At 42.2% G+C, this 13,296-nt stretch carries 12 protein-coding genes; 4 read left to right on the forward strand and 8 right to left on the reverse strand.

Translation table 11 applies throughout. The features are described 5' to 3' along the window. Positions 1–126: 126 nt before the first annotated feature. The 4 genes from hemY to MHH40_RS05380 all read right to left on the reverse strand — a co-directional run bounded on the left by hemY (position 127) and on the right by MHH40_RS05380 (position 5,851). Positions 127–1,539, reverse strand: a complete 1,413-nt coding sequence (hemY, locus tag MHH40_RS05365) for a protoporphyrinogen oxidase (RefSeq protein ID WP_050945386.1) — start codon at positions 1,537–1,539, stop codon at positions 127–129. Positions 1,540–1,561: 22 nt separating this feature from the next. Beyond that, complete coding sequence (hemH, locus tag MHH40_RS05370) at positions 1,562–2,500, reverse strand: ferrochelatase (RefSeq protein ID WP_050945387.1); 939 nt, start codon at positions 2,498–2,500, stop codon at positions 1,562–1,564. Positions 2,501–2,532: 32 nt separating this feature from the next. Then, entirely contained in the window at positions 2,533–3,591 is a 1,059-nt protein-coding gene (gene hemE / locus MHH40_RS05375) for a uroporphyrinogen decarboxylase (protein ID WP_003211982.1), read from the reverse strand. Positions 3,592–3,715: 124 nt separating this feature from the next. Further along, on the reverse strand, positions 3,716–5,851 hold the full coding sequence (locus MHH40_RS05380) for a transglycosylase domain-containing protein (RefSeq protein ID WP_050945388.1): 2,136 nt from the start codon (positions 5,849–5,851) through the stop codon (positions 3,716–3,718). Positions 5,852–5,978: 127 nt separating this feature from the next. Between MHH40_RS05380 and MHH40_RS05385 the strand changes: the two genes are divergently transcribed. Then, entirely contained in the window at positions 5,979–6,464 is a 486-nt protein-coding gene (locus MHH40_RS05385) for an antibiotic biosynthesis monooxygenase family protein (protein WP_050945389.1), read from the forward strand. Positions 6,465–6,528: 64 nt separating this feature from the next. On the opposite strand, the gene MHH40_RS05390 is transcribed toward MHH40_RS05385, so the two are convergent. Beyond that, complete coding sequence (locus MHH40_RS05390) at positions 6,529–6,816, reverse strand: hypothetical protein (RefSeq protein ID WP_240792638.1); 288 nt, start codon at positions 6,814–6,816, stop codon at positions 6,529–6,531. Between the two features lie 147 nt (positions 6,817–6,963). On the opposite strand from MHH40_RS05390, the gene MHH40_RS05395 reads away from it, so the two are divergent. Next, positions 6,964–8,151 carry a M20 family metallopeptidase gene (locus tag MHH40_RS05395; RefSeq protein ID WP_050945390.1) on the forward strand — a complete coding sequence of 396 codons (1,188 nt, stop codon included), beginning with the start codon at positions 6,964–6,966 and terminating at the stop codon, positions 8,149–8,151. 212 nt (positions 8,152–8,363) lie between these two features. Here MHH40_RS05395 and MHH40_RS05400 read toward each other — a convergent pair whose 3' ends face one another. Genes MHH40_RS05400 through MHH40_RS05410 form a run of 3 tightly spaced genes read right to left on the reverse strand, consistent with a single transcriptional unit; the run spans position 8,364 to position 11,078 of the window. After that, positions 8,364–9,071 (reverse strand): EcsC family protein, encoded by a 708-nt coding sequence (locus MHH40_RS05400; protein WP_212046110.1) that lies wholly within the window; start codon positions 9,069–9,071, stop codon positions 8,364–8,366. 53 nt (positions 9,072–9,124) lie between these two features. Then, complete coding sequence (locus MHH40_RS05405) at positions 9,125–10,345, reverse strand: ABC transporter permease (protein ID WP_137054833.1); 1,221 nt, start codon at positions 10,343–10,345, stop codon at positions 9,125–9,127. Further along, positions 10,338–11,078 carry an ABC transporter ATP-binding protein gene (locus MHH40_RS05410; RefSeq protein ID WP_003212171.1) on the reverse strand — a complete coding sequence of 247 codons (741 nt, stop codon included), beginning with the start codon at positions 11,076–11,078 and terminating at the stop codon, positions 10,338–10,340. Before MHH40_RS05410 ends, MHH40_RS05405 begins: the two co-directional genes overlap by 8 nt. A 487-nt stretch (positions 11,079–11,565) precedes the next feature. Here MHH40_RS05410 and MHH40_RS05415 point away from each other — a divergent pair, with 487 nt between their 5' ends. Beyond that, positions 11,566–11,994, forward strand: coding sequence for an HIT family protein (locus MHH40_RS05415; RefSeq protein WP_003212458.1), 429 nt, complete (start codon positions 11,566–11,568; stop codon positions 11,992–11,994). Positions 11,995–12,153: 159 nt separating this feature from the next. Continuing rightward, positions 12,154–13,233 carry a 3-phosphoserine/phosphohydroxythreonine transaminase gene (gene serC, locus MHH40_RS05420; RefSeq protein ID WP_003210828.1) on the forward strand — a complete coding sequence of 360 codons (1,080 nt, stop codon included), beginning with the start codon at positions 12,154–12,156 and terminating at the stop codon, positions 13,231–13,233. The last annotated feature ends 63 nt before the right edge of the window (positions 13,234–13,296 follow it).

The following is a 13,296-nucleotide window of genomic DNA, read 5'->3' on the forward strand; positions in this document are numbered from 1 at the left end:
GAAAGTAATATACCATATCCTTTTCCCCAGATGCAACAACTTTGTTCACATTTATAATTCCCAACTCTTTTTGAATGATTCGAACATGAAAAACTCCCTTTCCATGACAGAAAAGGGAGTTGTTTTTTATGAAAATAGATACGATACAGCCTCTGAGATGGCGGCTTTTCCTTGATCAATACAATCAGGGATTCCAACACCTTCAAATGCAGCACCTGTGATATAAACACCAGGATATGATTGCTTAAACGTTTCTCGCATGTTCGAAATAGCTTTCTGATGACCGACGTGATATTGCGGCATACTTGTCTTCCAGCGAGTCACTGTCGTCAATTCTGGATCTGCTTTAATATCCATGATTTTCTTTAAATCTTCTAGCACGATGCTGACGATTTGACTGTCTGACTGCTCGACAATCGATTCGTCACCAGCTTTTCCGACATACGCACGCAATAGCGTTTTTCCTTTCGGAGCGGTATGCGGCCACTTTTTGTTTGTCCACGTACAGGCCGTAATAGAGAAATCACTGTTTCTTGAGATAACAAAACCAGTGCCGTCATATTCATTATGAACATCCTCTTCTTTAAAACCGAGTGCTACTGTTGCAACAGAAGTAGAGGTCATGTCATGCAAATACTCTAGCCCTGCTTCTTTAGGAAACATGGAATAAATCGATTGATGCGGCGTCGTGACAATGGCTGAATCGGCAAAAAGCGTTTGACCGCTGTCTAATTGCAAGCCATAGCCTCCATCCGTTTTTTCAATCTGTTTTACTTTTGTCCCTTTATACACCTTTGTCAGCTTGAGCTTACTTTCTACTGCTTCCACAAGCGACTGCAACCCTTGATTGATCGTTTGGAACTGTCCTTGTTTTTTCGCAGTCACCTGCTGCGCTTTCGCATGCTGCTGTGATTTTTTCATCCCAAGAATCAAACTGCGATGCTGCTGTTCTGTTTGATAAAATTGCGGGAAGGTGGACATTAAGCTCAGGCGGTCAATATCCCCTGCATAAATGCCTGATAGAAGCGGTTCAATTAAATTCTCAACGACCTCATCACCCACACGTCTTCTAAAAAATTCACCAAGCGACTGATCTTCGGTCTGCTTGCTTTTTGGCAACACGAAATCCATCGCCGCTCTTGCTTTTCCCGCAACTGAAAAAAGACCAGTTGTAATAAATGGGCTGATTTGAGTTGGAATGCCCATAACAGCACCCTTTGGCATCGGGTGAAGCTTTTCATTGACCAGTACATACGCTTGCCCAGTTTCATTATTGACGAGCTGATCGGACAGACCGACATCTTTCGCAAGCTGCGGCCCACTGACCTTTCTTTCTAAAAATGAATCAGGTCCACGTTCAATGATGTAGCCGTCTTTATATAATGTTTGTATTTTTCCACCTAGCCTAGGGCTCGCTTCAATAAGTGATATTTGAATCGGAAGACCTTTTTCTTCGACTTCCTTTTCCAAATAGAAGGCGGCGGCTAAACCAGTGATGCCACCGCCAATGATGACAAGGTGTTTTTGATTGTCATGCATAGGATCGCCTTCTTTTATATGATTACTTGCTTTCGTCAAGCTTCTTTAATACGACTGTTGCCAGAGCATCAATAAATGCTGGTTTCGCATTTGGCATTTCTGGACGATAGTAGGCTGCACCAATTTCATCTGTCACGACTTTACATTCATAATCGTTGTCGTATAACACTTCAAGATGATCAGCGACAAAACCAACAGGCACATACACGAATGTTTGATAGCCTTTTTGTTCAAATAAGTCCCGCGTTAAGTCTTGTACGTCTGGTCCAAGCCATGGATCCGGCGTATTGCCTTCACTTTGCCAGCCAATTTCATAGTGTTCAATTCCCGCACCTTCTGCAATCATTTTGGCAGATTGTGCGAGCTGATCAGGATATGGATCTCCTGCTGCAATAATTTTTTCAGGAAGGCTGTGTGCAGACACAATAAGTACCGCGGAATCTCTTTCCTCTTGACTCATTGATGCATACGTATCCTTCACTTGCTTCACCCAATAGTCCACAAACTTCGGCTCATCGTACCAGCTTTCAACAGACGTAATCTGTAGATTGCCAAGCTTGTCTGCCTCATCTTGTGCACGTTTGTTATATGATTTCACACTAAAGGTAGAGAAATGCGGCGCTAAAACGATACTCACAGCTTCTGTCATGCCGTCCTTGTGCATGTCAGCAACTGCATCCTCTATGAAAGGCTCGATATGTTTTAAGCCAATGTACACATGAAATTCAATGTCGTCTTGAATGTCATTCAAGTGCTCACACAAACCATGTGCCTGCTGCTCAGTAATTTTTGATAAAGGAGAAATACCGCCGATTGCCTTGTAGCGGTCCTTTAAATCTTGCAGCATTTCCGGCTCCGGCTTTCTGCCTCTACGAATATGTGTATAATAACGCTCAATGTCTTCTTCTTTATATGGGGTGCCATATGCCATGACAAGAAGCCCCATTTTCTTTTTCTCCACAACCAACACTCCTTCAGATCAATTGAAATAGTTTAGATGGATGATTTTTTATGTGTAGCTGAATAGTCGTGAATAAAATCGGTCAGCTTCTTTAACGTATCTGGTGAAACATCTGGAAATACCCCATGACCTAGGTTAAAGATGAAGTGATCTGATTTCATCCCTTGATCTAATATGTCTTTTGCTCTTTCTTCAATGACTTCCCAAGGAGAAAGTAAGATCGTTGGATCAAGATTTCCTTGTAACGTTTTTGTGAGCCCTTCTTTTCGCGCTTCGTCTACACTCATACGCCAATCAAGTCCAACGACGTCTAGCGGCAGGTCATGCCAATCTTTCACGAGATGGCTTGCACCAACTCCGTACATGATCATTGGTACATTTTCACTCTTCAACTCTGTGAAAATTCGCTGCATGACAGGTTTAATGAATGTCCGGTAGTCCGCTGCATTTAAAGCGCCCACCCATGAGTCGAAGATTTGAAACGCACTGACCCCTGCTTTTACCTGCGCGCGTATGTACGTGATCGTCATATCAGCTAATTTGTTCATGAGCAGCATCCATGTCTCAGGCTCACTGTACATGAGCGCTTTTGTTTTATGATAGTTTTTAGACGGGCCGCCCTCAATCATATAGCTAGCCATCGTAAATGGTGCACCAGCAAAACCGATGAGCGGTACATTCAGCTGCTCCTTCGTTAAAAGCTGAATGGTATCAAGCACATATGGCAGGTCTTCTTCAGGATGAAGTTCCCCAAGACGTTCGATATCTGCTTTTGTCCGAATCGGTGAATCAATGACAGGTCCAATGCCATTTTTAATTTCAACGTCCACTCCAATAGCTGGAAGCGGGGTCATAATATCTTTATATAAAATCGCGGCATCTACACCATATTGTTCTACAGGAAGTCGTGTTACATAAGCACATAGCTCTGGCTGATGCGTAATTTCAAATAGCCCGTACTTTTCTTTAAGGGCACGATATTCAGGCTGTGAGCGTCCTGCCTGCCTCATATACCAAACTGGTACATGGTCTGTTTTTTCCCCTTTGCACGCCTTTAAGAACGTGTCATTAAAAGCCTTCGTTTTTCCCATTACCTTTCATTCCACCTTTCGCCTTACACTCTCTTTGTATAAGGCTCAAACACTGCTTTTACTATACCGCTTTTTCAAGGCACGGTATACTAAACCGGCTCATTGTTCAAAAAATCGCCGAATATTAACGTCCAAAAGCCTCTGGCTTGACATATGGACTGCCTTCTCCTTCTTCTTGCGTTTGAGTATTATATGGAACCACCTTATACTCCGCATCTGAAAACACATTGGCATACGGCATTGTGTAGCTGCCTACGCCTGTCACTGAATCGATCAGCGTCTCGTTCCCATTCCTCTTTTCATAAATACGGTATTCAACCCGTTTATCCTCTTGCTTCTCCCAAGACAGCTCTAATGTAAACAATCCTTTGATTTTAAACGCATAGCGGGCTTCAAATCCTGATAGTCCCTCTAAATGAATTGGCGCTTGAAGTTCTTTAATCCCCTCTGGTTTTTTAAACGTTTCATTCGTTATTTGGGCTGCCGTTAAAATATCCTTAAACAGCTGCACTGGGTATTGACTTCCGCCAGTTAAATAGTGACTGTTATCGGTTTTGTCATACCCCATCCAAATCGCACCCGTTGTACTTGGCGTATAGCCGGCAAACCAAGCATCTTTTGTTGCACCCTTCACACCTGAATATGTGGTCGTGCCTGTTTTACCTGCTAAATCTCCAGCATATGAACCGCTCTGGGCTGTTCCGCCTTTGACGACTTGCTGCAGCATTCTTGTCATATTCCAAGCATTCTGCACGCTAAACACTCGTTCTGGCTTACTACGATTTTTCTCTACCGTTTCTCCTTCATCATTGGTGATTTTCTGAATGAAGAAAGGCTTTTGATATACGCCTTCGTTTGCAAATGTGTGGAAAGCTCCTGCGATTTGAAGTGGAGAAACCCCTTTTTCTAAACCGCCAAGCGCCATGGCAAGTCCTTGATCCGAAATATCGATTCCCATTTTCTCGAGATATGTTTTCGAAGTATCAATACCAAGCTGGCTTAATGTCCACACCGCTGCTGTATTCTTACTTTTCATGAGGGCCTCCACCATCGTGACCTTGCCTTCATACTGTCCATCGTAATTCTTTGGTGAATAACCGTCATAGCTTTTTTCTTCGTCTTCAAGCAGGGAATAAGGTCGGAATTTTTTCTCTTGTAGCGCAGGTCCATATACCGCGATCGGCTTGAAAACAGATCCAGGCTGTCTAACAGCGGTCACCCTGTTATAGCCCCTCGCTTGATATTCTCGTCCTCCGATTGCTGCTTTTACTCCCCCTGACTCATTATCAATAAAGATGGCACTGCTTTCAGGAGAACCGCTTTTTCCCGGGAAATAACGGTTGTTTTTCATCGCATCGTAGGTGACCTTTTGCAGATTCATATCAATCGGAACTGTTATGGTATAACCACCTTGAAGCAATTGTTCATGTGAAATGGCATACTCTGATTCTGCTTCCTTAATGATAAGATCGACATAGCTATCGACCCAAGGCGTTTCTGATTTCTTTTTTAAATGAATGCCTAGTGTTCTCCCTTTTGCTTCTACTGTTTCTGTTGATGATAAATATCCTTGCTCATTCATTAAGTTAAGAATCGTGTCCCGTCTTTGTTTATTTTTATCAGGGTGTAAAACAGGCGAGTAAGTAGACGGCGCCTTTGGCATCGCAGCGAGTGTAGCCCCTTCGCTGACCGTTAAATCTTTCACATCTTTACTAAAGTAATAATTGGCTGCTGCTTGGATACCGTAGACGCCATGACCGAAGTAAAGCTGATTCAAATACATTTCAAGCAGCTTATCCTTTGAATAATCTCTTTCTAAATTAATTGCAATGATGACTTCTTTTGTTTTTCGCAGAAAGGTTTTGTCATTTGTGAGAAAAATATTTTTTGCGAGCTGCTGAGTAATTGTACTGCCGCCCTCTACCTTTCCACCTGCTAATATATCTCGATAAACCGCCCTTGAAATTGACTGCGCATCAATTCCATGATGCTCATAAAACCGCTTGTCCTCGACAGACACAAAGGCTTTTGCTACTTTATCAGGTACATCCTTTATTGACACAGGGTCCCGATTTTCTGAATACATACTTGTGAGTTCTTTTCCATTCCGATCAATGATTTGGGATGAAGCGTGAAATACAAGCTTCTTTTCATCTATGACATAATGTCCTAAAAATAAAATGGTCAGATAGCCAATAAATGAGAGTACGATTGTACTTCCTGCAATGACTAATGGAATGATTATCTTCTTTTTCTTCAAATTAGGTCACCTCATTCCTTTATACGGATAGTATGGGATGTATTGCTTCATAATATGTTTTATGGATTGACTACCAAAGAATTATATATCATTCTTTTGTTATACTATCAAGCGGGAGGCGGTTTAGATGAATGTCTATATAACCTATGGAACAGCAGATTTCTTGCATAAAATCGCAAAGAAACACGATCAGGAAAATCTGCTTTATATGGTCGGAAAAGAACAAGCAGCTCTTTTCCATGAGACGGAGGGCGAGACTGTTTTTAAAGCCCCTCATGCCTATGATGTGATCTATGCGAAAGGTGAGCTAGTCCAACCTGGCTTCGTCACCTTGAATCATATCCCTGTGAAGCTTGAAAGCAGAGCACTGTTTGAATCTACTTTTCAGAAGAAGACGAACATTTCAGAACATCAGCGGGGCTTCCAGGCTCTTCGTGTTTTAAGACCGAAAAAAGATGAAGAAGTGTATTTGATTATGACACTCTGGGCATCAGAGGACTTATTTGAAGACTTTCAAGAATCAGAAGCATTCTTTCAGCCAAACGATGATACTGGCTCCATCTTCTCTCGTCCTGCTTATCTCACATCCTATCATGCCGTTACAGACAATTAAGGAAGTGCTGCTTTCAGCACTTCCTTTTTTTATGAAAAAAAGCCCAATCGCTGGGCTCTTCATTTTATCGTCGTGATGTCAGCTCGTACCGATGAATGATCGGCTGAAGTACATAGAAATTCAATAGGATCCATCCTAATAAGATCGGCCACTTCAGCATAGGTGAAGCCCCTTTCAATTGAATGAGCATCACCAATAGCGGAATCAAACAGAGCATGAAAAAAATCATTTTTGATACAAAGGTTTCTTTGATTTGATGCCGACAGCTTGGACACATCATCATTTTCGTATGTGATAAATGAAACTTTTCAACGAAAGAAAACGCTTTTGAACAATTTGGACAGCTTCCCAATACAATTCCTCCCTTTCTCCGCTTCATAGCACCTTCGACTTTTATGTAAAATGACCTTTTGATGCGCATACGACATTCTCTTCTGTTGAAAGATTCTAACAATTACCATACAATCAGTAAAAGAGCATGAAGGAGGTTTTCAAATCAATGACAATATCCACTTTACAAAAAAGCATCAATGAACGTCTTGATGAACATTATGAGGAAATGGTTGAAATTAGACGCCATCTCCACATGAATCCTGAACTTTCTTTCCAGGAAGAAGAAACAGCCGCTTTCATCGCCAGCTACTATGACAGATTACATATACCAACACGTACACAGGTGGGCGGCCATGGTGTACTCGCCTTTATCGAAGGAGCTTCTTCGGGCCCGACGATTGCCCTCAGGGCTGATTTCGATGCGCTTCCTATCCATGATGAAAAGGAAGTGCCTTACAAATCGACAAAGCCCGGTGTGATGCATGCCTGCGGGCACGATGGGCACACAGCGACACTACTTGTCTTAGCGAAAATTTTGAATGAGCACCGTGATCAATTAAAAGGGAAAATCGTCCTCATTCATCAGCATGCAGAAGAATATGCGCCAGGCGGTGCAAAACCAATGATCGAAGACGGCTGCTTAGACGGTGTCGATGTCATATTCGGGACGCATCTTTGGTCTCCAGAGCCTTGTGGCACGGTTCTTTATAAAAGCGGAAACTTTATGGCAGCTGCCGACCGCTTCTCTATCCGAGTTCAGGGGAAAGGCGGACACGGCGCCCAGCCTCACTTAACGAAAGATGCTGTACTTATCGGTTCACAAATCGTCACAAACTTGCAGCAAGTCGTTGCCCGTAAAGTCAATCCAGTTGATTCTGCTGTTGTATCTGTTGGAGGTTTTGTAGCAGAGAATGCTTTTAACGTCATTGCAGATTCTGCAGTTTTGACTGGTACTGCACGGTCCTTTGAAGAAAGTGCACGACACACCATCGAACGAGAAATTGAACAGGTCGTAAAAGGGGTGTGCGACATGCATGATGCCGGCTACACATATGAATATGTGAGAGGATATCCTGCTGTCAAAAATCATCCAAAGCCAACTGAATTTATTGCTGACATCGCAAAACAAACAGATGGTGTCACAGAAGTAAAAGAAGCGGAAACCCAAATGGGCGGAGAAGATTTTGCTTACTACCTTCAGCATGTCCCTGGTACCTTCTTTTACACAGGCGCCATGCCGGAAAACAGCGAAGACGCGTATCCCCATCACCACCCGAAGTTTGATATCAACGAAAAAGCAATGCCTATCGCAGCAAAGGTACTCGCCCGTGCTGTCCTTTCCTACGATGAATAAAAAAAGCCGCTGGCAAACAGCGGCTCTAGATTAAAGACAAAGGGTTTTAGCCCTTTGTCTTCTTTTCAGTGTGATAGAAAACCTTTGCAGTCTAGGAAGGGCGAGCACTGGCGCGGAGCGAATTTAACATTCGTGAGCACCAAGCGCGCAGACCTGACAACGAATGCGAGGGTTTGTCTACACGCTGAAGCCGCTGGCAAACAGCGGCTTTTCTATTTCATTTCTTTCAACACCCGTAAATGAAACACATGACGAGCAACATCTCCGAGCTGTCCTGTCAGATGATGATTTGCCACACCGCCAACAGCGGCTCCGACAATCGGCATTAATTGAAACAGCTTCACTAGGTCAATGTAATCTCGATACTCTTGCTGAAAGCTGTACCAATCCATTTTCTCACGGCTCGTTTCCCAATCATCAATGATGCTCATCATTTTTTGACGATGCGCACTGCCGGAAAAGGCGAGTTGAAATATACAGAGCAAAAAGAGTCTTTCCTCTTTTTGAGACAAATCAAAGCCATAAATACATGCCAGTTCATAAAGACATTTCATCTTGATGCTAAGCAGCAGCGGAAAGTCTGCCATACCGAGCAAAATACCACCTGCACCTGTTCCAATTCCTTCGATCGCAGCTGCTTTTTGATAGTACTTCACTTTCTCCTTTGCCAGTTCATTTCGCTCAATGATGGATAATTGCTCATCAATGACTGAAAATGAAGTGAAGTGAGATCCTGATACGGTGGATTCAACCATTGTTTTGACCGCACTTGTGATGACTTGATGAAACCTGGCAGGGATTCGGCGGTTCACCTGCTGCTGAACTCCTTTTGAAAACCGTTCGATCTTTGAAGGTTTTCTTAAAAAACGCGTTTGAAAAAGAATGGCTTCTTCATATAACTCCCGTTCAGCTGCATTCATCCGGTCCCCTCCTTGATGTCATCATACGCTCGCTGTCAGAAACATATCTCTGCTTATCGCATCTTTTTTAATCGACTGAGTACGTAAGGCTTGAAGAGGACAAGCACAAATGCCAGTGAAATCAGAAGGGCAAGTCCACTTCCCTGCCATCCTCCTGCCGGTAGTACTGAACAGCTCAGCAATATCGATTGGATGATGAGCACGTTACGGACGAGAACAAAAAAGCTCCGATCCTTTTCTTGCTGAGCAACAGGATAAAGTGCCTGTAATGAAAGATGGGCAAAGTGCTTCGTTAACGGCACAAGCTGGACACCTGTGATGAACACGGTGAACAAGACAAGCAGCGCGCCCACCCAGCCTGCTGCACCTGTATACAAAATAATCAGGACAAACACGGCAGTTAGCCTAAAAACGAGACCAAAATAGTCATTTGAGCGTACAAACGCCCTCACATACATATAAGAAAAAGTTTTACGCTGGTCATACGGAACAAACTGCAAAAGCCAGTCCATATAAGCTCTTCTTTTCACCTGTTTCTTTAAATGAGGCACATCTGTAAATAAATTGGCCAAACGATAAAAACGCTGTTTTCGTTTTAATTCGTCAGAAATATGCAATTCCCATTGAAAAGGCTGCTTTTTGACTGCATTGGTTAAGTAAACGAGATAGACACCATAGATGAGATAAAAAACGATTGCGATTGCATAAGATGCCTGTAAAACGGTATAGATTAAAATCATATTCAATAGAAAACGAAGGAATGCATCAAGCCATCTCATCTGTTTTCCTTGAAAATACGTCATTCTCCATTGAATCGCTGTATTCAGACCCTTGATCAAAATCATTTGCGCCAATATAAGCACATACATCTTGATGCCGCCTGAAGACACCGCCGAATAAAGCGGGAGTGCGACAATGGATACGGCAATGAGAGGAAACAGCTGAGAAATGAAGCTAAAGTTAAAAGCTTGTTTTAAATAAGGCTCCATCTTCCCTTCCAAAGGAAGCAAAAACACGAGATCCGCTTCTTTGATCAACGTCCGCACGTAAGAGCTTGTCAGCACCAATGAGAAAACAACTGCCATGACCCAGTAGGAAGGAAAATGTGCTGGAATTTGTTTGAGCCAGTTACTATACCAGCTCGCTCCGCCTGCAAGGAAAAAAATGAGCACAATGACAAGATGATCATTGAACATGTATTTTAAATATTTTCTTGTATCTTGTATGTGTTCCGCTAACCGGGATTTCCAAATGCTTTGCGTCGTTTTACTCATAGCTTTCTTCCTTTGTTAATTCCAAATAAAGATCATCGAGTGTCGCATCTCTCATATTGAACTGTTCTCTCAGCTCTGTCAGTGTTCCTTTCGCTCTAATTTCCCCTTCGTGCAAAATAATAAAGGAATCACAATAGCGTTCAGCTGTCGCCAAGATATGCGTTGACATCAGGACACTAGCACCGTTTTTCTTTGCAGCATTCATCCGTTCAAGCAGTGCATTAATCGCAAGAGGATCAAGCCCTAAGAACGGTTCATCGATGATATACAGTTCCGGTTCAACAAGAAACGCACACATAATCATGACCTTCTGCTTCATTCCTTTTGAAAAATGAGCAGGGAACCACTTCAAACGTTTCTCCATTCGAAATTCTTTCAGCAATGACGGCAGACGCTCATCTAATTGTTCCTTTGACAGTCCGTAAGCCATCGCTGTCAGCTCTAAATGCTCTTTTAAAGTTAATTCTTCATATAATACAGGTGTTTCTGGAATAAACGTAAATTGCGAACGATACGCCTCTTGATCATCTTGAAGGGTTCGTCCATTCAATTCAATAACACCTTTATGCGGTTTCATGAGTCCGATGATATGGCGAATGGTTGTGCTTTTCCCCGCCCCGTTTAAGCCGATGAGACCGACGATTTGATTTCTTTCTAATTCAAATGAGATATTTTTTAGAACGGGATTCTTCGTATATCCACCCGTTACATCTTTTACAGTGAGAAGGGACATGAATTCGTTCCTTTCTTTCGTTTTTCCTTTATAGTAACAAAAACGAAAGGTAATTTGAAATGTTTACCTATAGACAAGTCAAGAATAAAAAATAGGCATCTTGGTCATCATAATGTATGTAGAAGAAATGAACTTGATGACCAATAAGTAAATGAGGTGTTTGTTAAAGGCAAAGAACCGCATGACAAGTTGGTTTTTCATCTAAAAACCTTAGCTTCTGTTTTGCTTCACTGATTCTTGATTTTTGTGTCCTATACAATATGTATACGACAAACCAAAACGTCAAATGAGGTGTTTACGGCAGAAATAGCAGGCATATGAATTCTTTATTTCAGTAAATAGAGAATTCAAAAGGCATATCGAATGAAAGCATCAGCATTTCTTCTGCAGGAGCAGGATGAGCGACCAAAGGAGTTCGCTTGTCCTGTTTTCTTTTTTGCTCATTTTTGTGATACGATGAAGGAAAATGAATGAGGAGTGACATGACGTGAGCGATTGTATTTTTTGCAAGATCATTGATGGAGACATTCCATGTGCAAAAGTATATGAAGACGAGCATGTATTGGCTTTTCTAGATATTAGCCAAGTAACAAAAGGGCATACCCTTGTAATTCCAAAAATACATAAAGAAAACATCTACGAAATGACACCAGAAGTATCTAATCACTACTTCCAAGCGATTCCGAAAATTGCAAGAGCGATCAAACAGGAATTTGAACCCATTGGATTAAACCTTTTAAACAACAACGGCGAAAAAGCCGGACAATCTGTGTTCCATTACCATATGCATATCATTCCGCGCTACGGCAAAGGCGATGGCTTTGGTGCCGTATGGAAATCACATCAAGATCAATACACGTCAGAGGATTTAAAAGAGATTTCTTCTGCCATCCACACGCGCCTTACCTCATCTTAATAGATGAGGTTTTTCTCATTTCCACCCCATTTTATCCCCTTCATTTCTTAATAGTAAGATATTTAAAACGATTCAAATTTTTTGTCCAATTGCTTCAAATTTGTGATAGGATGGTTTTATCTTTTGATCCATTAACGCGAGAAATAGGGAGAGATTGTGATGAAGCGAACGACGAATTTTAATGCTGGTCCGGCGGCACTGCCGCTAGAAGTGCTTGAAAAAGCACAGGAAGAACTTGTTGATTTTAAACAAACTGGGATGTCTGTGATGGAGCTGTCTCATCGCAGCGGTGAATATGAAGAAGTCCACAATAAGGCAAAAGCACTGTTGGTGGAACTGATGGACATTCCTGAAGATTACGAAGTCCTCTTTTTACAGGGCGGAGCTAGCCTTCAATTTGCGATGATTCCGATGAACTTCTTACATGAAGGCGAAACGGCTCATTTCATTCAAACTGGCGCTTGGTCAGAAAAAGCATTATCAGAAGCAAAAGGGTTTGGTGAAACATCTGTGTTTGCTTCAAGTGAAGACGACAACTACTCGTATATTCCAGAAGTAGATGCCTCCGGTTTAACAGATGGCGCTTACTTACACATCACATCAAACAATACGATCTTCGGCACTCAGTGGAAAACGTTCCCTGGTACATCATTACCGCTCATTGCGGATATGTCCAGTGATATTCTCAGCAAAAAAATCGATGTTTCTCAATTTGATCTCATTTATGCTGGGGCACAAAAAAACCTAGGGCCTTCTGGTATCACGATTGTGATCGCGCGCAAACGTTTATTAGAAAAAGAGAAAAGCAGCACACCGAAAATATTAAAATATTCAACACACGCAAAAGCTGGCTCTCTTTATCACACACCACCGACTTTTGCGATTTATATGCTGTCTCTTGTCCTTGAGCATGTTAAACAGGCTGGCGGCGTAGAAGCAGCGGAAAAACGCAATGAACAAAAAGCAGGCATTCTCTATGACACAATTGATCAAAGCGGCGGTTTTTACAAAGGACACGCACGCACTGACAGCCGTTCGCATATGAATGTCACATTTACCCTTCGTGATGATGCGCTCACTGCTTCCTTTGTAGAGAAAGCAAAGCAGGAACAAATGGTTGGACTTGCCGGCCACCGTTCTGTCGGTGGATGCAGAGCATCTATTTACAATGCGGTATCGATTGAAGACTGCCAAAAGCTTGCGGACTTTATGAAAAAGTTCCAGCAAGAAAATGAGTAAAAAAGCTTTTCTATAGAGAAATAAATTTGTTATAATAACGAGAAATATAAAGTGATGACTCTT

It is taken from the genome of Bacillus sp. FSL K6-2431 (assembly GCF_038005165.1).
GTDB classification, from domain to species: domain Bacteria; phylum Bacillota; class Bacilli; order Bacillales; family Bacillaceae; genus Bacillus; species Bacillus pumilus.